Source organism: Rhizobium sp. A22-96 (assembly GCF_053521805.1).
This window is the reverse complement of sequence record NZ_JBNWDQ010000002.1, coordinates 212,228-238,567: the sequence shown is the minus strand read 5'-3', so window position 1 is coordinate 238,567 and position 26,340 is coordinate 212,228. Positions and strand designations below refer to the sequence as shown.

At 59.7% G+C, this 26,340-nt stretch carries 24 protein-coding genes; 9 read left to right on the top strand and 15 right to left on the bottom strand.

The genetic code is table 11. The annotated features are described in order from the left end of the window. Positions 1-54: 54 nt before the first annotated feature. A complete protein-coding gene (locus ACQZ6F_RS07625; protein WP_449092235.1) occupies positions 55-300 on the bottom strand; it encodes a hypothetical protein in 246 nt (81 codons plus the stop codon). Positions 301-422: 122 nt separating this feature from the next. Here ACQZ6F_RS07625 and ACQZ6F_RS07620 point away from each other — a divergent pair, with 122 nt between their 5' ends. Next, the gene (locus ACQZ6F_RS07620; RefSeq protein WP_449092406.1) at positions 423-1,322 is read left to right on the top strand and encodes a LysR family transcriptional regulator; all 900 of its coding nucleotides are present in this window, start codon (positions 423-425) and stop codon (positions 1,320-1,322) included. Positions 1,323-1,340: 18 nt separating this feature from the next. On the opposite strand, the gene ACQZ6F_RS07615 is transcribed toward ACQZ6F_RS07620, so the two are convergent. From ACQZ6F_RS07615 to ACQZ6F_RS07585, 7 genes are all read right to left on the bottom strand, one after another. Further along, complete coding sequence (locus tag ACQZ6F_RS07615; RefSeq protein ID WP_068398959.1) at positions 1,341-3,341, bottom strand: ASKHA domain-containing protein; 2,001 nt, start codon at positions 3,339-3,341, stop codon at positions 1,341-1,343. Positions 3,342-3,387: 46 nt separating this feature from the next. Further along, positions 3,388-3,741: a hypothetical protein gene (locus ACQZ6F_RS07610; RefSeq protein ID WP_077468883.1), complete on the bottom strand. Its 354-nt coding sequence runs from the start codon at positions 3,739-3,741 to the stop codon at positions 3,388-3,390. A 2-nt stretch (positions 3,742-3,743) separates the two neighbouring features. Continuing rightward, positions 3,744-4,709, bottom strand: coding sequence for a methyltetrahydrofolate cobalamin methyltransferase (locus tag ACQZ6F_RS07605; protein ID WP_077468882.1), 966 nt, complete (start codon positions 4,707-4,709; stop codon positions 3,744-3,746). 96 nt (positions 4,710-4,805) lie between these two features. Beyond that, positions 4,806-5,912 (bottom strand): methylenetetrahydrofolate reductase, encoded by a 1,107-nt coding sequence (locus ACQZ6F_RS07600; RefSeq protein WP_077468881.1) that lies wholly within the window; start codon positions 5,910-5,912, stop codon positions 4,806-4,808. A 3-nt stretch (positions 5,913-5,915) separates the two neighbouring features. Next, positions 5,916-6,494, bottom strand: a complete 579-nt coding sequence (locus ACQZ6F_RS07595) for a methylenetetrahydrofolate reductase C-terminal domain-containing protein (RefSeq protein ID WP_068398747.1) — start codon at positions 6,492-6,494, stop codon at positions 5,916-5,918. After that, positions 6,487-6,789, bottom strand: coding sequence for a virulence factor (locus tag ACQZ6F_RS07590; protein WP_077468878.1), 303 nt, complete (start codon positions 6,787-6,789; stop codon positions 6,487-6,489). The genes ACQZ6F_RS07595 and ACQZ6F_RS07590 overlap by 8 nt, the downstream gene beginning before the upstream one ends. Positions 6,790-7,026: 237 nt before the next feature. After that, positions 7,027-7,614 carry a DUF1638 domain-containing protein gene (locus tag ACQZ6F_RS07585; protein WP_449092236.1) on the bottom strand — a complete coding sequence of 196 codons (588 nt, stop codon included), beginning with the start codon at positions 7,612-7,614 and terminating at the stop codon, positions 7,027-7,029. Positions 7,615-7,684: 70 nt separating this feature from the next. On the opposite strand from ACQZ6F_RS07585, the gene ACQZ6F_RS07580 reads away from it, so the two are divergent. Then, complete coding sequence (locus tag ACQZ6F_RS07580; RefSeq protein ID WP_077468875.1) at positions 7,685-7,846, top strand: entericidin domain-containing protein; 162 nt, start codon at positions 7,685-7,687, stop codon at positions 7,844-7,846. Between the two features lie 63 nt (positions 7,847-7,909). Here the strand turns inward: ACQZ6F_RS07580 and ACQZ6F_RS07575 are convergent, their stop codons facing one another. Further along, the gene (locus tag ACQZ6F_RS07575; RefSeq protein ID WP_068398962.1) at positions 7,910-8,611 is read right to left on the bottom strand and encodes a corrinoid protein; all 702 of its coding nucleotides are present in this window, start codon (positions 8,609-8,611) and stop codon (positions 7,910-7,912) included. Between the two features lie 258 nt (positions 8,612-8,869). Here ACQZ6F_RS07575 and ACQZ6F_RS07570 point away from each other — a divergent pair, with 258 nt between their 5' ends. From ACQZ6F_RS07570 to ACQZ6F_RS07550, 5 genes are all read left to right on the top strand, one after another. After that, the gene (locus tag ACQZ6F_RS07570) at positions 8,870-10,450 is read left to right on the top strand and encodes a trimethylamine methyltransferase family protein (protein ID WP_449092237.1); all 1,581 of its coding nucleotides are present in this window, start codon (positions 8,870-8,872) and stop codon (positions 10,448-10,450) included. A 101-nt stretch (positions 10,451-10,551) separates the two neighbouring features. Beyond that, a complete protein-coding gene (locus ACQZ6F_RS07565; protein ID WP_449092238.1) occupies positions 10,552-11,244 on the top strand; it encodes a ferredoxin in 693 nt (230 codons plus the stop codon). Between the two features lie 36 nt (positions 11,245-11,280). After that, entirely contained in the window at positions 11,281-12,009 is a 729-nt protein-coding gene (locus ACQZ6F_RS07560) for a phosphodiester glycosidase family protein (protein ID WP_449092407.1), read from the top strand. Positions 12,010-12,115: 106 nt separating this feature from the next. After that, the gene (locus ACQZ6F_RS07555) at positions 12,116-13,597 is read left to right on the top strand and encodes a glycosyltransferase family 2 protein (protein WP_449092239.1); all 1,482 of its coding nucleotides are present in this window, start codon (positions 12,116-12,118) and stop codon (positions 13,595-13,597) included. Positions 13,598-13,672: 75 nt separating this feature from the next. Further along, the gene (locus tag ACQZ6F_RS07550) at positions 13,673-16,195 is read left to right on the top strand and encodes a class I SAM-dependent methyltransferase (RefSeq protein ID WP_449092240.1); all 2,523 of its coding nucleotides are present in this window, start codon (positions 13,673-13,675) and stop codon (positions 16,193-16,195) included. Positions 16,196-16,276: 81 nt separating this feature from the next. On the opposite strand, the gene bmt is transcribed toward ACQZ6F_RS07550, so the two are convergent. From bmt to ACQZ6F_RS07525, 5 genes are all read right to left on the bottom strand, one after another. Continuing rightward, positions 16,277-17,290 carry a betaine--homocysteine S-methyltransferase gene (bmt, locus tag ACQZ6F_RS07545; protein ID WP_068398771.1) on the bottom strand — a complete coding sequence of 338 codons (1,014 nt, stop codon included), beginning with the start codon at positions 17,288-17,290 and terminating at the stop codon, positions 16,277-16,279. Between the two features lie 155 nt (positions 17,291-17,445). Further along, positions 17,446-18,498: a quaternary amine ABC transporter ATP-binding protein gene (locus ACQZ6F_RS07540; RefSeq protein WP_449092241.1), complete on the bottom strand. Its 1,053-nt coding sequence runs from the start codon at positions 18,496-18,498 to the stop codon at positions 17,446-17,448. Continuing rightward, complete coding sequence (locus ACQZ6F_RS07535; RefSeq protein WP_077468863.1) at positions 18,491-19,402, bottom strand: ABC transporter permease; 912 nt, start codon at positions 19,400-19,402, stop codon at positions 18,491-18,493. Before ACQZ6F_RS07535 ends, ACQZ6F_RS07540 begins: the two co-directional genes overlap by 8 nt. A 243-nt stretch (positions 19,403-19,645) precedes the next feature. Next, a complete protein-coding gene (locus ACQZ6F_RS07530) occupies positions 19,646-20,644 on the bottom strand; it encodes an ABC transporter substrate-binding protein (RefSeq protein ID WP_068398780.1) in 999 nt (332 codons plus the stop codon). A gap of 829 nt (positions 20,645-21,473) precedes the next feature. Next, the gene (locus ACQZ6F_RS07525) at positions 21,474-21,617 is read right to left on the bottom strand and encodes a hypothetical protein (protein ID WP_168806842.1); all 144 of its coding nucleotides are present in this window, start codon (positions 21,615-21,617) and stop codon (positions 21,474-21,476) included. Between the two features lie 235 nt (positions 21,618-21,852). Here ACQZ6F_RS07525 and ACQZ6F_RS07520 point away from each other — a divergent pair, with 235 nt between their 5' ends. Then, entirely contained in the window at positions 21,853-23,307 is a 1,455-nt protein-coding gene (locus ACQZ6F_RS07520; protein ID WP_449092242.1) for a cobyric acid synthase, read from the top strand. On the opposite strand, the gene ACQZ6F_RS07515 is transcribed toward ACQZ6F_RS07520, so the two are convergent. Further along, positions 23,304-25,100: a chloride channel protein gene (locus ACQZ6F_RS07515; protein ID WP_068398786.1), complete on the bottom strand. Its 1,797-nt coding sequence runs from the start codon at positions 25,098-25,100 to the stop codon at positions 23,304-23,306. The two genes, ACQZ6F_RS07520 and ACQZ6F_RS07515, sit on opposite strands and share 4 nt — an antisense overlap. 713 nt (positions 25,101-25,813) lie before the next feature. Here ACQZ6F_RS07515 and cobU point away from each other — a divergent pair. Further along, the gene (gene cobU, locus ACQZ6F_RS07510; RefSeq protein WP_449092243.1) at positions 25,814-26,338 is read left to right on the top strand and encodes a bifunctional adenosylcobinamide kinase/adenosylcobinamide-phosphate guanylyltransferase; all 525 of its coding nucleotides are present in this window, start codon (positions 25,814-25,816) and stop codon (positions 26,336-26,338) included. Positions 26,339-26,340 lie beyond the last annotated feature (2 nt).

Below are 26,340 nucleotides of genomic sequence, written 5' to 3'. Positions count from 1 at the left end.
CAGCCTCAAACAGTCACCCGACCGTCGAATGGTAATATGGATGCAGCATACTCATCAATCAAACGAATAGATTTTATAGCTGACATCAGTATTCTTGAACGAACGCGCTTTGGCGGACTTTCGTTCGAGAGCGGATAGCGTCCGATCCGGCGGCAGCCCGCGTGCGTTGACGTCGTCGATCAAGTGGGCGGGAAAGCGTGCTGCGATCTCGTCCAGCGTATGCTGTGCCGTCCGCTGAATTTTCCGGACATTGAAGAGTGTAAGAAGGCGAGAGGTGTCGCCGAATACCGTGCCAGCCATGGTGTTTTCTCCTTTGCGGCTGTCTGCGTTAATTTCCATTACATCTAATATGGTGCTTCGTTGACAATCAGACAAATGAAATGATATGGTGCTAAGGATCAGAAAAATTGAAAGTCACCGATATGACCGTACCGTTTCGCCGGCCTATACCGTTGCTTGATAATGAAGTTCTGCGCACCTTTGTCGCCATCGCCGAAACCGGGAATTTCTCGACCGCTGCCGATGCGGTCTTTCGCACGCCGTCCGCTGTGTCGATGCAGATCAAGAAGCTGGAAGAGCAGCTCGGCGTCACGCTGTTCCTGCGCGATGCGCGCTCGGTGAGCCTGACGCAGCATGGAGAGATGCTGCTTTCCTATGCGCGGAACATTCTGGCGCTTTCCAACGAAGCGGTATCGCGCTTCATCATGCCCGAACTCAGCGGCGTGGTGCGGCTTGGCGCTCCCGATGATATCGGCGAGCGCTTGCTGCCGACCATTCTGAAGAGTTTTTCGGAGAGTTATCCGGGCATCATGGTCGATGTTACCGTCGACATGAGTATTCAGCTAAAGAAACGCCTCGAGGAGCAGCGGCTGGATCTGGCGTTGATCAACTGCGCGACGCGGCCATTTCCGACCGAAGGCGAGGTCATCTACACCGAACGCCTCGTCTGGGCGGGCGCAAAATGCGGCACTGCCTATCGCCGCGATCCGTTGCCGATTTCGATCTGGGAGGAGGGCTGCATTTGGCGTTCTGAAGCCATGGCGCAGCTGGAGCAGCAGAAGAGAGCCTATCGCGTCTCCTATCTCAGCGCTCATACGATGGCGCAGCGCGCCGCCATTGTCTCCGATCTTGCGGTCGCGCCGTTCCCACGCTCCTATATTACGGAGGATATGGAGATCCTTGGTCCGAATGAGGGGCTGCCGGAACTCACCTCCTTCGACATTCGTCTGCTGACGGCATCGCAGATGACCGGGCCGATGAAGGCCGTGGCGGATAGCATCCGCCAGGCATTTGTCGAGATCGGCCGGAAAATGGCGGCTTAAGCCACGGCCGAATGCGCCTTACTCGCGGCTGCGGCGACGTCTGCGGCCGCCGCCATCTCCGCCATCGTCGGAAATCTGCTTGCGTTCAGGCAGGGTCACGACCTTGGACAGTTCCGGGAAGGCATCGACCTTGTTCGGCAATGCCATGGCGTAGACGAAATGCTCTTGAAACTTTGATTCAAGCGCCGTCTCTATCTTCTCGATCTTGCTGACAGTTTCCTCGATCTCACGGCGGTAGCCGCGATTGAGCAATGACATGCGCGCGCCGGTGCCGGCGGCATTGCCGACGGCCTTGACCTTGTCGAGTGTGCAATCCGGTATCAGCCCAAGCACCATCGCATATTTCGGGTCGATGAAGGTGCCAAAAGCGCCTGCCAGACCGATGCGATCGACGTGAGCAATGCCCTGCTTGTCCATCAATAGTTTGACGCCGGCATAGAGTGCCGCCTTGGCGAGCTGGATGGCGCGGATATCGTTCTGCGTGACTGTGATCCGCTGCTCGCCATCGCGCAGCAGGTAGGAATAGGTGCGGCCGTTCTGCAAAATGCGCGGCGAACGCGCCATCATGCCGCCGTCGACGACGCCGTCCTCCGAGATGATGCCGCTCAGGAACATCTCCGCGACCACCTCGATGATGGCCGATCCGCAGATACCCGTCACACCGACAGCTGCGGCGCCTTCGTCAAAACCGGGCTCGTCCGACCAGGGTTCGATGCCGATGACGCGATAGCGCGGCTCCAGCGTGACAGGGTCGATGCGGACGCGTTCGATCGCGCCCGGCGCCGCGCGCTGGCCGCTGGAGATTTCAGCGCCTTCGAAAGCGGGGCCGGTCGGCGAGGAGGCTGCAACGACGCGATGGCGGTTGCCGAGCACGATTTCGGCATTCGTGCCGATATCGACGAGCAGCATCATCTCGTCCTGACGATGTGGTCCCTCTGCCAGCGTGGCAGCAGCAGCATCGGCGCCGACGTGACCGGCAATGCAAGGCAGCATGTAGACGCGGGTGCCGGCATTCATCGGCAAGCCGATCTCGGCCGATTTCAGATGCACGGCACCGGACACGGCAAGCGCGAACGGCGCGCCGCCAAGTTCTGTCGGGTCGATGCCGAGGAAGAGGTGATGCATGATCGGGTTGCCGACGAAGACGGCATCGAGAATGTCCTGACGCGATACGCCGCCATCGGCGCAGACCTTGTCGATCAACCCATTCAGCGCTTCGCGGACGGCGTTCGTCATCGCCTCGCGGCCATCCGGATTCATCATGACGTAGGAGACGCGGCTCATCAGATCCTCGCCGAAGCGGATCTGCGGGTTTGATGTGCCCGCAGACGCCACCGTGCGGCCCGACAGCAGCGAGGAAAGGTGCATGGCGATCGTGGTGGAGCCGATATCGCAGGCGATGCCATAGGCTTCGTTCTTGAGGCCAGGATAAAGGGCGATCAGCCGAGGGGGATCGCTTTCGTGATCCCTGTGGATCGCTGCGGTGACCTTCCATTCGCCCTTGCGGAGGATCGACTGCACCTGTGGGATGATGTGGAAGTCGACTTCGAGATTGTCGTATTTCCAATCGGCCGCGAGTGCAGCCTTCAACCGGTCGAGATCGCCTGAGGGCTTGTGCATGTCCGGCTCTTCGACCTCGACATAGCACATGTGTACGGCCGTATCGCGGATGATCACCCGCTCGTCGGCTGCCTTTCGGACCACCTGCGCATTGATCACCGTGTCTTGTGGCACGTCGATGACCAGATCTCCCTGGATCAGCGCAGAACAGGAGAGGCGGCGGCCTTCGGGAAGATCGCGGACCTCTGCGTAACGCCGCTCCTTCGGGCCGATCGGTGACAGATGGTCGTTGGCAGAGACTATCTTGTGCTTGGCGAAGTTGCCTTCCTGCACCGAAACCTGGCAACGGCCGCATGTCGCACGGCCACCGCAGACGCTTTCGACATAGACGCCGAGCTGTCGTGCGGCTTCGAGCACCGGTGTGCCCACCGCAAAGTGGCCACGCTTGCCGGAAGGCATGAAAAGGACAAGGGGATTCGCGCTGTCGCCGGCTTGGGCCACGGATTTAGTCTTTCTGTTTGCTAAGGCGGCGCACGTTCGAGCGGACGCGCTTGGTATATGGCTTGATCGCTGCCTCGGCGATCGCATTTGCCGCCTTGTGCGACGAGGCGTTGCGCCCCATCGCGATTGCTGTCATTGCCGCGATATTCTGTTCAGCCATCGCCGTGTTGGCGGCGATGACGCTTTCTCCGGCCGCAGCCATCTTCTCGTTGATCATCCGGTTGAATTCGACCGTATCGACGCGACCGCCCATCATGGCCGTCATCCACATTTGCGAGAGGCGCATCCCGATCACCATGGGGGCCTGGATCCACAAGGTGGCAAGGTCGTCGGAAAGCTTGCGGCTGGGATAGGTCATCGCTATTCCCTCGCAGCTCCCGCGCCGGTTCGCGCTGCGCGTCCACCACGCCGGCCGCCGCCAGCTGATGGAGCCGCAGAGGCCGGGGCACTCGCTCCACCTTCCGCCGGCTTGTAATCGCGATAGGTCATAATCCAATTGGTGCAATTGGCGTCGGTGCCGTTCAGCACGTTGGCCGCGCGCACGGCTTCCATTTCCTGCGGGCGGCAGGGATTCATGATCGCCGAGGTCATGCCAGCGCCGATGACCATCGGGATGAACCCGGCATTGATGCCGTGGCGGTGCGGCAGGCCAAAGGAAATATTCGAAAGGCCGCAGGTGGTGTTGACCTTCAGCTCGTTGCGCAGGCGGTGCAGTAGCGCGAAGACCTGGCGGCCGGCATCGCCCAGCGCGCCGATTGGCATGACGAGCGGGTCTACGACGATGTCATGCGGCTTGATGCCATGATCCATCGCGCGTTCGACGATCTTCTTGGCGACGGCGAAACGGACGTCCGGATCCATGGAGATGCCGGTCTCATCGTTGGAAATCGCGACCACGGGCACATCATATTTCTTGATGAGCGGCAGGATGGCCTCGAGCTTTTCCTCCTCGCCGGTTACGGAATTGACCAGCGGTCGGCCCTTGGCGACCTTGAGAGCGGCTTCAATAGCTGCTGTCACCGAGCTGTCGATCGAGAGCGGTACGTCGACGAGGCCCTGGACGATTTCAAGCGTCTGCACCAGCAGGCCCGGTTCCGTCTCGTTCGGGTTTACCGAGGTGACGCCGGCATTGACGTCGAGCATGGTCGCGCCGGCGGCTACCTGTTCAAGCGCGTCCTTGATGACGGTATCGAAATTGCCCTCGATCATCTCGGCGGCAAGCTTCTTGCGCCCCGTCGGATTGATGCGTTCGCCGATCACGCAAAAGGGCTGGTCGAAGCCGATGATGATTTCGCGAGTGGCGGAGGCAACGATGGTGCGCGTCATGTTTGATCCTCTGGTCGGTCTGCCCGATAGAGCTGGTCTATCGTGCCGGGATGGGGGTTACAAGCGGGGCCGGGCTCCTCCGCCCGCCACTCGATCTCAATGCGTCTTGTGTAAGGGATGATGAGCGGCGGCCTCGGCCATTTCCTGCTGATTTTCCTCTTTGCCGCCACGGATGTGCTCCAGCCGTTCGGCGACGAGAGCGTCCGTTTGGTTGGCTTCATGCTTCCAAGGCTGGCGGCCCTTCAGTACGCCGGATTCATGCACCATCTCTGCGACATATTCTTCCTGGCGATAGGCCATGACATGAACGCCGGAAACGCCTGCGATCTCCTTCACCTCGTTGATGATGTCGATGCAGAGCTGCTTGCCTTCTTTCTTCTGATCCTGCGCGCCTTCGAGGCGCTTGATGATGGCATCGGGAATATGCACGCCCGGCACGTTGGAGCGCATCCAGCGGGCGGTTTTCGCAGAGGCGAGGGGCCCGACGCCGACCAGAATGAAGCATTTCTCGTCCAGGCCGAGATCGCGCACCTTGTTCATGTAATCGCGGAACATCGGCACGTCATAGCAGTATTGGCTCTGCACGAACTGCGCGCCGGCCTCGATCTTCTTCGCCAGCCGATAGGGCCGGAAGTCATGCGGTGGCGCAAAGGGGTTGATGGCGGCGCCGAGAAAGACTTTTGGCGGCGATGTCAGCTTGCGCCCCGAGAGGAATTTGGCGTTGTCGCGCATGATGCGCACGGTTTCGAGCAGCGACATGCAGTCGAGGTCGAAAACCGGCTTGGCGCCTGGCTGGTCGCCTGCCTGTACGCCGTCGCCGGTCAGGCACATGATGTTGCACACACCCATGGCGGCGGCACCCAGCACGTCGCCCTGGATGGCGATGCGGTTCTTGTCGCGGCAGGCGATCTGCATGATCGGCGCATAGCCCATGCGCGTCAGCAGCGCGCAGATGCCAACCGACGACATGTGGCAGTTGGCGCCCGAGGCGTCGACGGCGTTGATGCCGTCGACCCAGCCCGAGAAGATCGCGGCGCGCTCATAGACATCTTCGGGATTGGCGCTGTCAGGTGGGTTCAATTCGGCTGTCACGGCGAATTCGCCGCGACGGAGGACGCGCTCAAGGCGCCCGAGCGACGAATGGCCCGGCAGCGGGTCCAGCGGCAGATGCACACCGAGCGGATTTTCGTCGATATGTGCCATCTATCACGCTTCCCTTTTTGCAGCTTCGCGGGCAGCTGCGGCTTCCGCCGTGACCCGCAGCCAGGAAGACGTTTCACGCAACGATTGGTTCACCGGCTTCTGCACATTGAGGATCAAATCGCCATGGGTCATATTCCGCGACCCGTTCCACGCCTGTACCCAGACGCAGGGCATATCGGGTTCGACCTCGCAGTTGCCGTTGGCGCGCACGCCGCCGCAAGGGCCGTTGCGCAGCTGCTTCGGACAGTTCATCGAACAGGACATGCCGGTCGATGACAGCGCGCACTGGCCGCACATGCGGCAGTCGAACAGAAAACCCTTTACATTGCGCTCGATGAAGGTGATCGGCCGCTCCACGCGTTCGTAGCCGATCGATTTCCAGAGGGGATGCAGCAGAAGAAAGACGTCGGCGAAGCGATGGTAAAACCATTCCAAGAAGCGGGAATGACGGACCGCCCAGAGCCGCACGGTATATTTGCGCCGGGCGCGGCGATTGGGCGAGACACCGGCCGGCGTATAGGCGCCGCTGGCGGCTTTTGCCGCGGGTGCGGCGTTGCCAGGCTTCTGGATGGCATCAGCCATTGTCGCGACCTCCGGCCTTCACCAGCGCCACCAGCCGTTCGCGATCATAGGCGGCTTCCAGCTCGCCGGCCGCTTTATCCGCTTCCGCCTCGAGGTCATCAGAAACGGGCGTGGGATCAGCCTTGCGCCATTCGGCGAGATAGTCGTCTGTTTCGGCGGCGCCGGTGCGCATGGCGCACATATCGATCGCCTCGGTAAAACGCAGCGAAAGCTCCCGTTTTGCCGTCTGTCTGCCCTTCTTGATGATGACCTGGGCTGGAATATCCCGCCAGTAGACGACAATACGATCGGCCATGCGTAAAAATCTCCTCTTCACTCCAGAATGCACGGCGACCGACCTTGGGACTGCGCTCGCCACGACGCGATATATGTCAAAAAACGACGCGGTGAGGAAAGCGTATCAGCAAGCGGCGGAAAAGCGCATTTGTCCTCTCAAATTGCCGAGTTTAAAATGTTTTTCAATATCTACGCTCTCGCCGATATGTCGGTACTGGCAAAGCCGCGCAAGCAGGAAGCGACGAATATGTCGCAATCAGACGGCCAGCAGTTCGCGGCCAAGATCGCCATAGCCGGTAAAGCGATATTCGTAGTCGAGTCCGAGATAGGCCGCGGCATCCCTGGCCTTTGCCTGCAGCACCGGGTCTTCCTCCTGCGAGAGATAGACCACCTTGCGGTAGTTGCCGAAATACATGTCGCGCAGTTGCGGATGGCGGTCCAGGCCAAGCGGGACGATGACGAAGGCTTCGAACTGGCGGGCCAGAAAATCGGTGAGGAAAAACGACGTGATGTCATCGTCCCCAGCGGCGAAAGCCTCGTTGCCGGTGAAAAAGGAATAACAGTGTGGTCCGGAGAGGCGTTCGATGCCCTCGCGCTCGCAAATGCGGTCGATCAGACCGCCGGTGCCGCAATCGGCATAGCCGATGAAGATCTTCTCGAAGCCGCGCGATCGCGCATCGACAATCGCCTCTTCCAGCGCCGGCGCGATTTTTTGCGGGTACGAATGATAGATCGCCGGAAGACAGTGCAGGTCGATATGGTCGAGCCCGTTTATTCGGGTGACCGCCAATATCTCGCGCGCGATTGCCCCGCACGCGATCACATGAACCTTTTGCGTGTTCATGCGTTCATTCTGCGGAGAATTTGTCTCCGCTTGTTTTTGATCGATATCCACTCAGAGGGGGTTCCCAATCATGACCGCACCTTCACTCACCAAAATTGCCGCCGCATGCGCAGTCCTTATGGTACTCGCTTCATGCGCCAATACAATTCGTGGCGTTGGCAGGGATACGGCCAATGCCGTTAACGCCACTGAAGACGCTGGTCATACCGTCAAGAGAGCTGCCAACAATTAATTTGGGGTATCGATAGGCCGGCGGCAACCCCGAGGGTTGTCGCCGGCTCCGCGTTCTTTATGGTCAGGCTCTCGCCGCCAGGCTATTGTGCTTGCGCTTCATGAAATCCTTGGCGGTCTCGACCGCGACAGCAGCGTCGCGGCAATAGGCGTCAGCGCCGACGGCCTTGCCGAACTCCTCGTTCAGCGGTGCGCCGCCGACCAGCACGACGTAGTCGTCGCGCATGCCTTTTTCCTTCAGAGTGTCGATGACGACCTTCATGTAGGGCATGGTGGTCGTCAGCAGAGCCGACATGCCGAGAATGTCGGGCTGTTCGCGCTCGATGGCGTCGAGATAGTTTTCGACGGGATTGTTGATCCCGAGGTCGACGACGTCGAAGCCCGCGCCTTCCATCATCATGCCGACAAGGTTCTTGCCGATGTCGTGAATGTCACCCTTGACGGTGCCGATCACCAGTTTGCCGAGCTTTGGTGCACCGGTCTGCGCCAAAAGCGGACGCAGGATGGCCATGCCGGCCTTCATCGCATTGGCCGAAAGCAGAACTTCGGGTACGAAAAGGATGCCGTCGCGGAAGTCGATGCCGACGATGCGCATGCCTTCGACGAGCGCCTGCGTCAGCACGTCATACGGCGTCCAGCCGCGTTCGAGGAGGATATTGGTCGCTTCCTCGATTTCCTCCTTCAAGCCGTCATAGAGGTCGTCATGCATCTGCTGCACGAGTTCTTCGTCCGAAAGTTCCGAGAGAATGATTTCGTCGTCAGCCATGCGCTCCATCCCGTTTCGTGCAATGCATCAAGGGCCCGTATAAAATACTGCCTGAATAAGCGATAAACCTCAACGATGACAAAACTCTTTTCGAAAGCGACGTCGCACGGATAATTCGCGACGGATATAGATCAGGCGATATCGCAGCCGCCATGTCTGTCCTATGCTAGTCGCTGGCGCATTAAGAAACGTCCGGTTGGCGGAATCGGGTAGCATAGGGTCAGATAGACGCATTATGCGCAGGAGTGAGGAAGCATCATGGACGATATGATCGAGCAGCCGGTTGCGGGTAGCGATGGCGGTGGGCGGCGTTCGCGCGGTGAGGGAAGAGGCGCGGCGGCAAGGCGAGCGTCGCGCAGTGGCGGCGGTCCGGGCCCGTCGCTTCCCTATATCGTCCGAAAGATCGGCGTCTACGAAGTGCTTGACGAAGAAGGCCTGCAGCTCATCGAGCGCAATGCCGATACGGTTCTTGAGGAAATCGGCATCGAGTTTCGCGACGATGCCGAAGCTCTGGCACTCTGGAAGGAAGCCGGCGCCGATGTGCGTGGGCAGCGCGTGCATTTCCCGAAGGGGCTTTGCCGCGAACTCCTGAAGACTGCGCCGAAGGAATTCACCTGGCACGCGCGCAACAGCGAGCGCAACGCCCATGTCGGCGGCAAGGCAACGATCTTCGCGCCGGTCTATGGTCCGCCCTTCGTACGTGATCTCGAAGGCAACCGCCGTTATGCGACGATCGAGGATTTCCGTAATTTCGTGAAGCTCGCCTATATGGCGCCGTCGATGCATTCGTCGGGCGGCACGGTCTGCGAGCCGGTGGACATCCCGGTCAACAAGCGCCATCTCGATATGGTCTACAGCCATATCAAATATTCCGACAAGCCGTTCATGGGCTCGGTGACGGCGCCGGAGCGTGCCGAGGATACTGTCGCCATGGCAAAGATCGTTTTCGGCGATGAATTCGTCGAGAACAATTGCGTCACGTTGAACCTCATCAATGCCAATTCGCCGATGGTCTTCGACGAGACCATGCTCGGCGCATTGAAGGTCTATGCGCGGCATAACCAGGCTTCGGTTGTTTCTCCGTTCATCCTGTCGGGCGCCATGAGCCCGGTGACGGTGGCGGGTACGCTGACGCAGATCCTGGCGGAAGTGCTGGCCGGCGCCTCGTTCACGCAGTTGATCCGCAAGGGCTCGCCGGTGCTTTACGGCACTTTCGCTGCCTCGATCTCCATGCAATCCGGTGCTCCGACTTTCGGCACGCCGGAGCCTTCGCTGGTCTCTTACGGCTCCGCGCAGCTCGCGCGCCGTCTCGGACTGCCGTTCCGTACCGGCGGTTCGCTCTGCGCATCGAAGGTTCCGGATGCGCAGGCCGCGCATGAATCGGCCAGCACCTTGAACATGACGCTGCTGGCCGGCACCAACTTCGTGCTGCATGCGGCCGGCTGGCTGGAAGGTGGTCTCGTTTCGTCCTACGAGAAATTCATGATCGACCAGGACCAGCTCGGCATGATGCAGAAGATGGCCGAGGGCGTCGATCTCTCGGAGAATGGACAGGCGCTGGACGCCATCCGCGAAGTCGGCCCCGGCAGCCACTATCTCGGTTGCGCTCATACGCAGGCCAACTTCCAGTCCGCCTTCTATCGCTCCGCGCTCGCCGACAACAACTCCTTCGAACAGTGGGAGATCGAGGGCCAGAAGCGTATCGAGGATCGCGCCAACGCGCTTTGCCGGTCGTGGCTCGACCACTATGAAGCGCCGCCGCTCGACCCGGCGATTGATGAGGCTCTGCTGGCCTATATCAAGATGCGCAAGGATTCGATGCCTGACGCTTTCACTTGAAGAGAGCCCGAAGCCGCCAGGGAGCAAGGCGGAGCGATACGCGTTGCCGATCTCATCCAGAAGGAGGTCTGGCGGCCGCACTATCAGTATAAGGGGCCACGGTGAACGGCGGCCCTGCCATCTTCGAACAGCTCCGTGCGGCGCTCGGCGTCCACGGAGTTTTCGTTCGCGGTAGCCTGTCCTTCGATCGGGGCGAGGGGCCACTATTGGCAGACGGCACAGCTGCCGGCAGTGTCATCCTGCTCGGCAATATCGGCGGTTCGATCTGGCCGCCCTTCTCGCATTGGCGACAATCGCCGGACAACGTTCTGCGCCAGGATCCGCTCGACGACTGGTCGAAGGTGATCATTCGGCCGATTGCGGCCGAGTTGGGCGCAACGGCCTATTTTCCCTCGGACCCGCCGTGGCAGCCGTTTCAGCAATGGGCCATGCGGGCGGAAGGGCTGAAGGCTTCGCCGCTCGGTATCTTGATTCATCCGGAATATGGTATCTGGCACGGCTATCGCGGCGCCCTGGGTTTTGCCGATAATCTGATGGACGATGCCGCGCCGGCGAAGGGCGAGCATCCTTGCGATCATTGTGCGGCCAAGCCTTGCCTCAATGCCTGTCCCGCCGGCGCTGTGGCGCCCGCCCGCTTCGACGTTCCGCGCTGCCGATCGCATCTGCGGACGAGGGAAGGGCAGGCGGGCTGCATGGTTGCCGGTTGTCTTGCGCGCAATGCCTGTCCCGTTGGGGCGAGCTATCGTTATCCCGCGGCGCAGCTTGCCTTTCACATGGCGGCGCTTCAGTTGTGATGGATAGGCATTTGGAGTCATGCGTTGATTCGATTGATGATCATCCTCACCATTCTTGCTTTTGCTGCGACGGCGTCGGCTGGCGAAGCCTGCCGCAAGGTCCAGCATCTCGGTGACGGCTATACGGTCTGCATCTTCGACCCGACCGCCGACGATATCCAGCTTTTCCAGAATGATCGCAGCGGCAAGCCCTATGGTTCGTTCCGAGCACTGGAGAACGATCTGCGCTTAGATCGCACCTATGTGCGCTTTGCCATGAACGGCGGCATGTATCTGGACGATCAGTCCCCTGTCGGTCTGTTCATCCAGAACGGTCGGGAGCTGAAAGCAATCAATACCAACAAGGGCTGGGGCAATTTTCATTTGTTGCCGAATGGCGTGTTCTATCTTCTGCCGGGCCGGGCCGGCGTGATGGAAAGCAGGGCTTTCGTTGCCTCCGGTATCAAGCCTTTCTATGCGACCCAATCCGGTCCCATGCTCGTCATTGACGGCACGCTCCATCCGTCATTTCTGGCCGACAGCAACAGCTTGAAGTCGCGAAATGGTGTCGGCGTTACCGGTGACGGCAAGGTCGTGTTCGCGGTTTCGGACAGCCCGGTGCGTTTCCATGACTTCGCGACGCTTTTCCGTGACGATCTTGGCTGCGCCAACGCGCTGTTTCTCGATGGCAGTATTTCCAGCCTCGACATTCCGGAATGGCAAAGACGCGATGGCCTGTTTCCGCTCGGTCCGATCATCGCCGTGACCGAGCTATTGCCGGGCTAGGCATCGCGATGCGCAAGGTTGGAGCCAGCCACATTCGCTAATCGACGTAGCAGGGGATTTTACGTCCTCTGCACGGACATTGTCGGATTGAGGCTTCGAGACATCGATGACAGAGATTGCAAATGGGGCAAAGGCGCTGATTTTCATGACGGCGCGCGATTGCGAAATGTATGTCCGGCAATCGCTGGCAAGCCTTTCGCGGCAGACGCTTGACGATCTGCACGTTCTTTTTGTGGACGATTGCTCGAAGGATGACACAGGCATCATCGCCGCAGCGCTTCTGAGCGATCTCTTTCCCGGCCGGCACACTTTCATCCGCAACGAGGTGCAGCTCGGAAAGTCGCGCAACGTCTGGGAGCATTTGCGGCCGCGCACCGGCATGGCGGAGTTCATCGCCATTCTTGACGGTGACGACCAGCTGATCATCCCCACCATCCTTGAGCGGATGTCCGGAAGCTATGCAAGCGGGCAGGACGTTGTCTGGACCAACTTCGTCACCGATGGTGGCGGGGTCGGAGGCAATGCTGCGCTTGATCCCAATCTTTCTCCGCGACAGCAGGGTTGGAAGACCAGCCATCTCTTCAGCTTCCGCTCATCCTTGCTGGACAATATTCCAGAGGGCTACTTCCAGGATAATGCCGGACACTGGTTTATGGCTGCCTGCGACATTGCGCTTGCGCTGCCGATCCTCGATCAGACACGGCGCTATGAATTCATGCCGGTCAATGCCCATCGCTATACGGCGACCAATCCATATTCGCATCACAATCTCGACCCCAATTCGAACGGCTTGAATTCCACCGCGCAGCAGCGCTCCGCGCAGGATGCCTTCAACAAGCCGCCCCTGCCGTTGACCAGGCCGGCAAAGACCGTCGCTCCAAAAGCTGCCGCACCGGCCGTTGTGGCAAGCTATCTGTCTGATCTTCCTGCTGCCACTAGCGTGGCACCCGTTGCCGCCTCAGATGCCTGGCAGACGACGGCGAGCGAAATCCTCGTTGCGGGTTATCCGACCCTGCTCGATGCCCAATCCGCCGCCGGCCGCAACCCACTGACGCCGATGCAGATCTGGGCGCTTCGACGCGCCGCGCTTGGAAGAAGCGATGCGCCGAATATTCTGCATATCGGTGCGCCGCGCTCTGGCCTGGTGCTGGCCTCGCTTTTGGCGGGCAGCAATGCCGGGCTGAACTGCCTGTGCGTGACGCCGGAGCAAGCTGGAGATCTCGAAGCGCGTTTCATCGCAAGCGGCCTGACGGAAGGTGTCTCCATCATCGAGGCTGAAGCTGCGACAATCGGCTTCGAGGACATTTCGGCCTATTTCCCTGACACGCGGCGCATTGCCGAGGATGTCAAATTCGATCTGGTCGTCGTCGATCTACAGAATACGTCCTATCCGGTGGAGAGTGCCCTGGTTGCCCTTCCAGCACTGGCAAATAATCTATCGCCTGCCGGCTTCAACCTTTGCCTTTTCGCCAAGGACCGAGCGACCGAAGTGCTGGCCGCCAAGCGCTGGGCCAGCGTCAGCGCCGGTTTGAAATTCAGCCTCGATGCCATAGGCGGCAGCGGATTGATGGTCGTCGGCGGTCGCTGACGATGCTTTCGGCCGCGCCGACATACTCCCGATAGCCTTTGCCCCACAAACCTTTGCCTGTTGGAAAGAACTGCGATGACGCTTCAAGCCACGATCGCCTGCGAAGTGAACAGCTACCGGACTTCGGTCCGGTTCCACCTTCCCAATCCGAACGACCACATCCAGAGGATCATTCTGCAGAACAACGCCTTCTATGAGCGGGCGATGCTGGAAGATGTCGGTTCGTCCCTGCCGGAAGATGCGCTCGCGGTCGATGTCGGCGCCTATATCGGCAATCACACGCTCTTCTTCAGCTCCGTCCTCGGGGTCAGGACGATTGCCTTCGAACCCAATCCGCTCGCTTTCGTCGCTCTGCAGACCAATGTCGAACTCAACGGCATCAACGGGCTGGTCGAGCTTCATCCGCTGGCACTTGGCGCCGGTCCGACAACGGGCGAAATTGGCAACGTGGATGCCGCCAATCTCGGCGATGCGCAATTCCAGCCGACCGGCGAGGGCAGCATCCAGATGGTGAGGCTCGATGATGTCATCGGCGAGCGGCGGGTGCATCTCATCAAGATCGATGTGAGCGGTGCGGAAGCCGACGTGCTCCGGGGCGCGCATGAAACCATTGCCCGCTCACGGCCGAAGCTTCTGGTCAGCGCCAGGAGCCGCGAAGTCCTGACCGAGGTCGAGGCCATTCTCCGGCCGCTGGGTTACCGCAAGATACAGTTCTACAATGACACCCCGACCTATCTCTTTGAACCGGCATATTCCGAGGCTGCCGCGCCGACAAGGGCGATAGATCTGGTCGATCCGCGTCATCTCGCCATGCTGCCGCCAACCCGGCAGATCGTTGCGGGAATGGCGACGGTCGCAGGAAACGAGATTGCGCTTCGCGCAACTGTCATGTCTCTGCTGCCGCAGATCGATTGCCTCTTTGTCTATCTCAACGGGTTTACGCAGGCGCCGCGCTTCATAGCCGAGCATCCGAAGATCCGGCACTTTATCGATACCGACGGCAGCCGCTACGGCGATGCCGGCAAGTTCTGGGGGCTGGAACAGGTCGAGGACGCGATCTACATCACCTGCGACGACGACATCATCTATCCCGACGATTTTGTCGCACGCACGGTCGGCGAACTCGCGCAGTTGGGTGGGCAGGCTGTCGTGGGCGTGCATGGGGCGATCATCCTGCAGCCGAGCCTCGGCTACTATAAGGATCGCGGACGGGCGGTTCTTCATTTCGAACGCGCTTTCATGCGCCGCCGTCGCGTCCACGTGGTGGCAACCAATGCCTGTGCCTTCCACTCGAGCACAGTGAAGATGACGCTTGCCGATTTCCGCCATCGCAACATGGCCGATACCTGGCTTGCGCAATATCTTCATCGCGAGGGTATTCCGTCCTACATCGTGCCTCGCAAGGAAGGCTGGCTGCTGCCGATAGAGGTGCAACGCCCGACGATCTACGAACAGTCGTCTGCCGGTACCGGAACGGCCTATGACAGTTCGAAGAAGCAAGACGAAATCCTGTCATCCATGTACCCGATCTCGTTGTTGCGATCGGATGCCGCAGATGCCTCGTCGATCATTTACCTGGTCGATGCAGACCGCGCCGACGGGCTGGTGGAGTTCATCCTGGCGGTGGCCGCGCGCGAGCGCGATCCGATCGTCTTCGTCACTTGCGATCATGAAACCCAGGAGATGCGCGATACGGTGCTGCATCCCGATTTCCTCTGCGAAGTTCACCTTGTCGCGCGCAGCGGCGGGCATGCTTCCGGCTATAAGGACCTGTTGTCGACATATGCGGGACGTGTCAGGGCGTGGACCCTTCGCAACGGCAACGAGCTGAAGCTGGTTGGCGGCGATGACTGGAAAAAATGGTTCGAGCCGATTGCGCCACTCGCCAATGTCCTGCCGGTCGCACCAGCGCCGACAAGATCCTTCGCGGACGAACAGCCGGGCTTCGATTCGTCGAAATACTGGGAGCAGCGTTATATGTCCGGCGGCAATTCCGGCGCCGGTTCATACAATAAATCAGCCGAGTACAAGGCCCTCATCCTCAACTCTTTCGCAGCGGAAAAGCAGCTGAGGCATGTGGGCGAACTTGGCAGCGGCGACGGCAACCAGCTTCGTTATCTGGGCTTCGAGCACTATACCGGTTTCGATGTTTCTCAGACGGCGATCCATCTTTGCCGTGACATGCACAGAGACCGCCCTGGTAGCGACTTCGTCTGGCTTGGCGAACCGCAACTGGACATGAGCCAATATGACGGTGCATTCGAGCTGACCTTGTCGCTCGACGTCATCTTCCATCTGATCGAGCAAGACGTCTATCGCACCTACATGGAGCGGCTGTTTGCCATGTCGAAGCGCTATGTGATCGTTTATGCCTCGAACCATGACGGCCCTGATCGTCATGGCGCCGTGCATGTGAGAAATCGACGCTTCACCGATGACGTGGCGCGTTGGCTACCGGAATGGACGTTGCTTAAGCACGTCGACAATCCCTACAAGCATCCATTGATTTCGGAAGCGGATTTCTTTGTCTTCGGCAAGAATGGCGCCGAGGATCTGTCTTTCCTGGATGCGATCAATCGGACGCCGCTTCGACAGTAGCGGCGCGATTTGGCGCTGGAATAGAGAGTTAAACGCAAGCCGGCGGCAATGTTCTTGCCGCCGGCTTTAATTTTGCTGATATCAGCCGCGGCGGCGGCGTTCGCGGGTCGGCGCCGTGCCGCCTTCATTGGCGGTCTTGTTGCGCAATGGCCCGATCCGCTCGATGATCACTTCCAGTGTCGGGCGAGGGCCGGGCACGTAGCTGTCCAGCGCCTGCCGCATGGCAGCTAGGTGATCGCAAGAGGTGCCGCAGCAGCCGCCGATGATCTTGGCGCCGGCATCGCGTGCAAGGCGCGCATAATCGGCCATGAGTGGCGGCGTGCCGGAATAATGGATCTCGGCGCCGCGATATTCGGGAATGCCGCAATTGCCCTTGACGACGACGATGGCGTCAGGATCTGCCTCCGTCATGTCGAGAAGGCTCGAGAGGATATCCGATGCGCCGACGCCGCAATTGGCACCCACGGCAAGCGGCCCTTCGCCGATATCGACGGCAACGCCGTGAATGTTTTTCGGATGCAGGCCCATCATGGTCTTTCCCGCCGTATCGAACGAGCCCGTATAAGTGTAGGGCATGCCGACCTTGACGGCGGCTTCGGCTGCAGCACGGATCTCTTCGGGCGACGACATGGTCTCGATCCAGGCGACATCGGCGCCGCCGGCCTGCAGACCTTCGATCTGCTCAACGAATGCGGAAACGGCATCTTCGTAGGTCATTGCGCCGAGCGGCACCAACAGCTCTCCCGTCGGGCCAACCGAGCCGGCGACGATCACCTTGCGGTCAGTATTATCGGCCACTTTGCGAGCAATCTCGGCTGCTACCTTGTTCAGGCTATGCACCCGATCCTGTGCGTGGTGAAGCTTCAGGCGATGGCGCGTGCCGCCGAACGTGTTGGTCAGGATGATGTCGGCACCGGCATCGACGAAATCCTGATGCAGCTTTGTGATCCGTTCGGGATGCTGCTCGTTCCAGAGTTCCGGCGCTTCACCGGCCTCCAGGCCCATGGCGAAGAGATTGGTGCCTGTCGCGCCATCGGCGAGCAGGACGCCCTTTTCAGCAAGAAGATCGGTCAGGGGATTGGATGCGACTGTCATGGCGTCTCCTTGAGTATTCGCTATTATATGTAGATATAAACATTTCTTTATGTGCGCACAACGGCAATGTCGCCTACCATATATTGATCGGGCGCCCGCGGAAGAAAAAAGCGCCCCTTGCAGGGCGCTCCTTCATAAATCCAATGGCGATGTTGCTAAGCCGCTGCCATTTGCGTTGTCTCGTGGCTTGTCGGCGTGACCATCGCTGCGATGATGCTTTGCAGGTCGATGGCACCGACGGGCTTGCCGCCGGCATCGGTAACGATGGCGCCCGTCTGGCCCGCTTCCGTTATCTGCTTTGCGGCAATTTCAAGCGTCATCTCGGCAGGCACGCGCGTGCCGCCGGGCTCTCCGGAAAGCGGCTTCATGATAGTCTGTGCCTGGATGATACGACCACGGTTCACCTCCTTGACGAAAGCGGTAATGTAGTCGTCTGCGGGCCGCAGCACGATCTCTTGACCTGTTCCCTGCTGCACGACCTTGCCGTCGCGCAGGATCGCGATCTTGTCGCCAAGGCGAAGCGCCTCGTCGAGATCATGGGTGATGAAGACGACGGTCTTCTTCAATTCCTTTTGCAGATCGAGCAGTACGCTCTGCATGTCGACGCGGATCAGCGGATCGAGTGCCGAATAGGCTTCGTCCATCAGCAGGATGTCGGCGTCATTGGTCAGAGCGCGGGCAAGGCCAACGCGCTGCTGCATGCCGCCGGAGAGCTGGTTGGGAAAGTGCCTTTCAAAGCCTTTGAGGCCGACGCGTTCGATCCAGTACTGACCTTTCTTCTCGCCCTCGGCGCGCGGCACGCCCTGAATGTCCAGACCGTAAATGGTGTTCTCAAGGACTGTGCGATGCGGCAGCAAGGCGAATTTCTGGAACACCATCGCCGTCTTGTGGCGGCGGAATTCGCGAAGGGCATTTTCATTCATCTTGCAGACGTCGACACCGTCATAGAGCACTTCGCCGACGGTCGGCTCGATCAGCCTGTTGATGTGGCGGATCAGCGTCGATTTGCCGGAGCCGGAAAGGCCCATCACGACGGTGATCGCACCGGCCGGCATGTCGATGCTGATGTCCTGTAGGCCGAGCACATGGCCGTGTGCCTCGTTGAGCTCCGCCTTGCCCATGCCGTTCTTCACTCGATCCACGTAGTCATGTCCGCGACGGCCGAAAATCTTGTACAGGTTTTTGATCTGGATCGCGTGACTAGCCATGAATGACCTCCGAGTGCTTCTGGAGCCGTCTGCCATAGGCCTGGCTCGTACGGTCGAAAATGATGGCGATCGCCACCAGCGCAAAGCCGTTGAGGAAGCCGACGGTGAAGAACTGGTTGTTGATTGCCTGCAGCGTGTTCTTGCCGAGGCCGCCGACACCGACCATGGAAGCGACCACGACCATGGCAAGCGACATCATGATGGTCTGATTGATACCGGCCATGATGGTGGGCAGCGCCAGCGGGATCTGCACGTTGAACAGTTTCTGCCGGTTGGACGAGCCGAAGGCATCGGCCGCTTCGAGCACTTCCCGATCAACGAGGCGGATACCGAGATTGGTCAGTCGGATCATCGGTGGGACGGCGTAGATGACGACGGCGATCAGGCCCGGAACCTTGCCGATGCCGAAGATGACGACGACGGGAATGAGATAGACGAAGCTCGGCATCGTCTGCATCACGTCGAGGATCGGATTGACGATCGATTGCAGTCGGTCGGAGCGAGCCATCAATATGCCGATCGGCAGGCCGATGACGATCGCGATGAGCGTACAGACCGTCACCATCGCAAGCGTGATCATGGTGTCGCCCCAAAGGCCGCAGACGCCGATGAGAGTCATGGATATCGCCGTGCCGATGACGATCTTGAGATTGCGGCTGGCGGCATAGACGACGAGCATCATGACGATGAGCACGATGAACCACGGCGTGTTGGTGAACAGCCATTCCAGATAGTTCAGGAACCATTGGAGCGGCTGGACGATGGAATCGATGAGGTTGCCGTAGGCTCGCACGGATGCCCTGAACCCATCATCAATATTCTTGCGCGCGGCGCGTATGATCGACTCGTCTATTGCCGGAAAATTGCAAAGCACGTCCGGCAGGATCGTACACTGGATAGCCATGTATTTCCCCTTCTTGATCCGGTTCTATCCCTGTCCGCGCATGTGGCCTTCATGCACGAAAGGTATTGCAGCGCTGCGACCGGTTCTTCAGGCTGCTTTTCAATTCTTACTACATTTGCCGGCTTCAATCTGCACTCGTTGCGACCTGCAGCCATGTCGCTGTGTCGATATGAGTGTCGGCCTCGTCCAGAAAATATCAGAACGGCGACAGGCATATGCCTGTCGCCGATTCTTTCATGCAGATCAGAGCGACGCCTTGATCTTGGTGGCGACGTCGGCCGAAACCCACTTCGTCCACATATCGGGGTAGGTCTTGAGGAAGTACTTGGCGCCGTCCTCGTTGGTACCCTGATTGTCGGTCATCCAGGCCAGAACCTTGCCGACGGTGGCGTTATCCCACTTGCGGGTCTTGACGTAGTCCATGGCAACGCCGGCCTTCGCGGCAAAACCCTTGGTCACGACGGTATAGACGTCGGAAACCGGATAGGAGTTCACCTTCGGGTTGGCGCAATCCTGGATCGCCGTGCAAGCGTCCCATTCCTTCTTGTCGTGCGGGACGTTGAAGCTCAGGCGCACCATGTCGTACTTGCCGAGGATGGCGGTCGGAGCCCAGTAGTAGCCGAGCCAGCCGCTCTTCTTTTCGAAAGCGTTGGCAATCGAGCCGTCGAGGCCAGCTGCCGAACCGGTGTCTACAAGCGTAAATCCGAGCTTGTCGGCGCCGAGTGCCTTGTAGAGGTTGGTGGTCGAGATCTGGCAGTTCCAGCCTGCCGGGCAGTCATAAACTGCACCCTTGGACGGATCTTCCGGGGCAGGGAAAAGTTCTGGATGCTTCAATGCGTCCTGAACGGTCTTGATATCCGGATGCGCGTCGGCAAGGAACTTCGGAATCCACCATCCCTCGACGCCGCCATCGCTCAGCAGCGGTGCTGCTTCTATCAGGCGGCCTTCCGACACGGCCTTGTCGAGTGCGGTGCGCACGGCATTGACCCAAAGCTCCGGTGCGACGTCCGGTTGGCCCTTTTCGTCCATCGAGGTAAAGGTCGGCTGCGTGTCGCCGGTTACCAGCGTCACGTTACAGCCATAGCCGTTCTGCAGGATGATCTTGTCGACCTGAGCGGCAACGCCGGCGGAGGCCCAGTTCATTTCGGCGATCGATACGTCGCCACATTCCGCAGCATGCGCCGAGCCAGCCAAAGCATAGGCGCCGAATGCAAAAATAGCGGAAGCGAGAAGCTTCTTCATTTGATGATGTCTCCCAATTTTTCGTTGCGTTGCGGAAATCGACTTCACGCACGTACGATGTCTGTCGATCCCCTGTCAGCGTGGTTCAACCACAACCGTTCATACGCCGCTGACGACGCCCGCACGGTCCCCTTTGCTGCCGTCGTGCATCTGGTCTTTTTGCGACCGCGGAACCCTGTCGCGGTCGGGCATTCTTTGCATCGACGACCGGCAGCCTAAGGATTTGAGGGAAGAAATCAACAGCCTGCCAGCCAAATGGACTTATCGCGCCTCTTGGAGAAGACGATATAAGCGTCTGAATTAGCCTATTTTCTACTATTCACGGCTGCAAAATGGGCATCAGGACGGTCCGGCGAGGCATTCCAGCGCCGGTGGAGATAAGTATGATTAAAATATCGCGCCCCTGAAAGACGTTTTTTATTCCATTTGCGTCGTTTGCGATTTCGCAGCGCGAATGAGAAAATTTTCAAAAAAGTTTTCGAATTCATTCTTAGTTAAGCACTTAATAACCCTCCAGTAACGATGTCGGGTTATCAATCAATGCGTGGCGGGGGACACCGCTGCTTCTCCGGATCAGGTAATGCGTACCGGGGAAAGCGAACCTTGCGGCGTATGTGCAGGGAAGCCGGCGTTTTTTGGCAAACCGCGTCGATCTCCGGATCGCGCGGTTTTCGCGTTTCTGGTGCCTGCATTTTCCATGGGTCCAGGCCGGCCTGTCCGAGAGCCGATGTTCATCCGTCATGGAGAGCAAAAGTAAAGCCGCCGATGCGGTCGCATGGCGGCTTGTCGTGCGTGGTTTGTCGCGCAGGGCTTGCGGCTTGACTGGATATCAGCCGACGCTGTAGGTGCGGATGAAGCCGACCGTACCAAAACGCGTGTCGAGCTGCTGCAGGCGGCTTTCAGGGCGACGGACCGGCAGCTTGCCATTCCAGGCGATCTGGATGGAATTCTGTCTGTTGAAGATGAAGAGCATTGGGGTATCCTCTAAGCCGGATCGGCCGGTTCCGTTGTTTGTTTTCGCGGTGGAGATAATCCTCTTCCTCATAACTAACAATGGATGAAATCGTCATCCGGTGTCGCAAACAGAGCATGATTGAGAATGATGCATTTTTGTATCGTACCGGCGGCTTCCAGCCGTTAGAGATCGCGGCAAAATCAAGGCGAAATGCCGGATTTTCAAGGGCTACACCATCTTGGAGCGACGAGGAATGACAAAGGCGATCATGCTGCAGGGGACCGGCTCCGATGTCGGAAAAACGGTATTGGTCGCCGGACTATGCCGCCTGTTCGCCAACAGGGGCGTCAGGGTCCGTCCGTTCAAGCCTCAGAACATGTCCAACAATGCGGCCGTTGCCGAGGACGGTGGCGAGATCGGCCGTGCCCAGTGGCTGCAGTCGCTGGCGGCACGCGTTCCTTCATCCGTACACATGAACCCGGTGCTGCTGAAGCCGCAGTCGGATGTCGGCAGCCAGATCATCGTGCAGGGAAAGGTGTGGGGCCACGCCAAGGGCAGGGATTATCAGGCGCTCAAGCCGCAATTGCTCGGAGCGGTATTGGAAAGCTTTGCCGCGATCCGCGCGGGGACCGACCTCGTCATCGTCGAGGGGGCGGGTTCACCGGCCGAGATCAACTTGCGACGAGGCGACATTGCCAATATGGGCTTTGCGACACGCGCCAACGTTCCGGTCGTGCTGGTCGGCGATATCGACCGCGGCGGTGTGATCGCGTCGCTGGTTGGCACCTATCATATCTTGCCGGAAGAAGACCGGCGGATGATCCGTGGCTACATCATCAACAAGTTTCGCGGCGACGTCTCGCTGTTTGCAGAGGGCATAGACGTGATCGGCGGCTTTACTGGCTGGCAGTGCCATGGCGTCGTGCCATGGCTGAAGGCAGCCGCCCGGCTCCCGGCCGAGGATTCCGTCGTGCTGGAACGGCTGGCGCGCGGTTCGTCCGGCGCCTTGAAGATTGCCGTGCCGATGCTCTCGCGTATCGCCAATTTCGATGACCTTGATCCGCTGCGGGCCGAGCCCGACGTCGATCTCGTTTTCGTCCGTCCCGGTGAACGTCTGCCTGTCGATGCGGGGCTCGTGGTTCTGCCGGGATCGAAGTCAACCATCGGTGACCTTCTTGATCTGCGCGAGCGGGGATGGGATCGCGACATCACCGCGCATGTGCGTCGTGGCGGCCGCGTCATCGGCATCTGCGGCGGCTATCAGATGCTTGGCCGCATGGTCTACGATCCGCATGGTATCGAAGGCTCTGTGACCGAAACGCCTGGTCTGGGCCTGCTCGATATCGAGACGGAAATGGCGCCGGAGAAAACTGTCCGCAACAGCCTAGCCCTCTCCAGGGAATACGACGTGCCTCTATCCGGTTATGAGATCCATCTGGGCGTGACCAGCGGCGCGGACTGCGAGCGGCCCTCGACCGTCATCGATGGGCGGCCGGATGGTGCGCTGTCACCAGATGGGCGCATCATGGGGACTTACCTGCACGGGCTCTTCGGCAGCGATGCGTATCGTGCAAAGTTGCTCGAAAGCTTCGGTCTCAGCGGCGAGCGGACCGACTATCGCGCCGGCGTCGACGCAGCACTCGACGAGATCGCGATCGAGCTCGAGAGCGTGCTTGATCCCGCCTGGCTCGATAGTCTCGTCAATTAAAGCTCGCCGGAGACTTCGCGGCGCCGCCGGTCGAGTTCTTCGCTGTAGCGGCGCAACGTATAGCTTTCGGTCAGCAATCCCACGACCTTGCGTTCGATCAGATCGTTGACGACCACGAGCGCTTCGCTCTTGGTTTGCTCAAACATGGCGGCGGCCTGCTTGGCGTTCATCTGCGGCTGCAGGAATTCGGCGCGCAGGCGGATGAAGTCTGAAAGGCCATGTTCCTCGTCATCCTTCTCGACCGGGCTCGCATAGACGTCCGGCACCAGCACCATGCCGGAGTATTTCTCCTTCTCGTCGATCAGGATGACGCGCTGCGCCGAGCCGATCGGGAAGGTCTTCCGGAACTCCTCGATACTCATACCGACGTCAGCCGTATGCACATCGGGGCGCATCATGCGGGCCACGGTGAGGTTGCGGATCCAGCCGACGTCGTGGGCGCTGCGGATGCTTTCGCCGCGCAGATGGAAGCGCCATGTGGCGAAAGAGTAGCCGAAGGTCGTGCGCACCACGAGAGAAGAGGTGATGACGGCAGCCAGCACCAGCGCGGTGATCGGGAAGTCGCCGGTTATTTCCAGCGCCAGGAAGGTCATCGTCAAGGGGCCGCCGATGATCGAGACGGCAAGCGCACTCATGCCGACCACGGCATAGACGACCGGCGTCAGCGTGGCGTGATCGAAATAGGGGGCGCAATAGGCAAAGATTTTGCCCAGCAGCGCGCCCATGAACAGCGACGCGAAGAACAGACCACCTCTGAAGCCGGAACCGATCGACACTGCCGAGGCGAGGGATTTCAAGACGAAAAGACTGACCAGCGCCCAGAGGGTGACGTCGCTGGAGAGATTGAGATGCAAGGCGCCATGGCCGGCTGACAGAACCTGAGGCGATATCAAGGCGAGCAAGCCGACGAACAGGCCGCCAAGCGCCGGGCGGAAGGGCGGCGCGATGGAACTCTTGCGCGCCAGTTCCTCGACCCAGGCAACGCCCTGCATGATCAGGATGCCGATGCCGGCGCAGAAGGCGCCGAGTAAGACAGCAGGCAGGTAATCCGCCGGCACGATTGCGCCGAAATGGCCGATATCGATGGCAAAATCGTCGCCGGCGAGCAGCCTTGCGATCATCGTCGATATCAGGGCGGAGACAACGACAGGCGTCAGGGTCAGGATGGAATAGGTGCCGATGATCAGCTCGAAGGCATAGAAGGCGCCGGTCAAGGGCGCGTTGAAGGCGGCGGCGATGGCGCCGGCCGCACCGCAGCCAACAAGCATGCGCAGGTCCGCACGGCGCATCTGCATCTTGTAGCCGAACTTCGAGGCGATGCCGGCGGCAAGCTGCGTATAGCCGGCCTCAAGCCCGACGGAGGCGCCGAAGCCATTCGAGATGAGGTTCTGCACGGCGACAATGATGCTATCGGTGAGCGACATGCGCCCGCCATGCAGCGCATTGGCTTCGATCGGGTCGACCATCGGTTTTTTGCGGGTGCGGGACAGAATATAGAGCAGGATGCCGAGAATGATGCCGCCTGCCACCGGTGCTATCAGCAACACCGACTTGTCGGGAATGGCCACTGCCGCCGAGCTTAGGCGTTCATAATCCGTAATCCCGTAGATGAGGCTGTGCAGCTTGCGGGAGACGAAGCTCATGGCCGTCACGGCGCAGCCGGATACGACGCCTACGAGCGCGCCAGCGAAAACGAGTCCTAACTCACCACGACGCAGTAATGCTCTAAATCGACCAAGATCGAATAGGGCCGAGAACACGCCGAGGCGACGGGGTTGGAATTTCTGCAACATTGGGAGCGGACGACACGTTTCTTCTAGAAGATGAGGGCTTAACCTCTATAAACTCCTAACATCAAAGAAATGCGGCAAAAAGACCGGCGTTTTCAGTGATTATGCGGCAAGTTCGCGGCTGGAACATGCAATGTCGCATCCATGTCGTTGATTGACTTGAACTAAGTGAAAGCCTAATCATTGCCGGCATAACGAATGGTTCCTGAGCGGCGATCTGCCGCATGGGATGAAAAGGGAATGTGACGGGACGGACCCAAGCCGGGCGTTCTCATCACAGCCGACCCCGCGACTGTAGAGCGGTCAGGGTCTTTCGTCCGGTTTGATGGCCATCCCGCCGATGGTTCGCATGGTGCGAACAGGCGGAGCAACGTCAAGCCGGAAAAGCCACTGGTGTGGCATCATGATCTACCGAGGTTGGACGCCTCTATTGTCTACGAATCGTCCGCCTTTTCATGATGTCTTGCCGGGAAGGCGAGAAAGATCCGCTGGTGTACGATCGGGGGCGACCGGTTTCGGTCTGCCCCCGTCGCGCCACTATCCGCGAGCCAGGAGACCTGCCATACGTGCCGGGCGCAGAGCCTTTCCAGGGACATTGGTTCCGCTGCCAGCACGGAGGTTGTCATGGCGAGAAACGAGTTTTGGGCGTGCAGTCGCCCCTTTTTCGGATTTGGCCGGATTCCGCCTTTGCCCGCTGCTGCGAGCGAGAACAACCCATGTCCGCTTTGAGTTCCCAAGCCATGTTCGTCCTCGGCGGCGCGCGCTCCGGCAAATCGCGATTCGCTGAAGCGCTGGTTTCGGACACCGGGTTAGAGCGCCACTATGTGGCGACAGGGCAGGCTTGGGATGACGAGATGCGCGATCGGATCGCGCAACACCGTGCCGACCGCGGCGATCTCTGGCAGACGCATGAGGAGCCGATTAATCTCGTCGCGCGGCTGGCCGCGATCGACGCCGACGGTCGCGCCGTGCTGGTGGATTGCCTGACGCTCTGGGTCACCAATTTGATGATGGCCGAGCGGGATATGGCAACCGAGTTTGCCGCTCTTACCGAATTTTTGCCGAAGGCACGATCGCGGCTCGTTCTCGTCTCCAACGAGGTCGGGCTCGGAATCGTGCCCGAAAATCGCATGGCGCGCGAATTTCGCGATCATGCCGGCCGACTGCACCAGATGGTCGCGGCGGCGAGTGCCGAAGTTTATTTTATCGCAGCGGGATTGCCGCTGAAAATGAAGGGTTGATG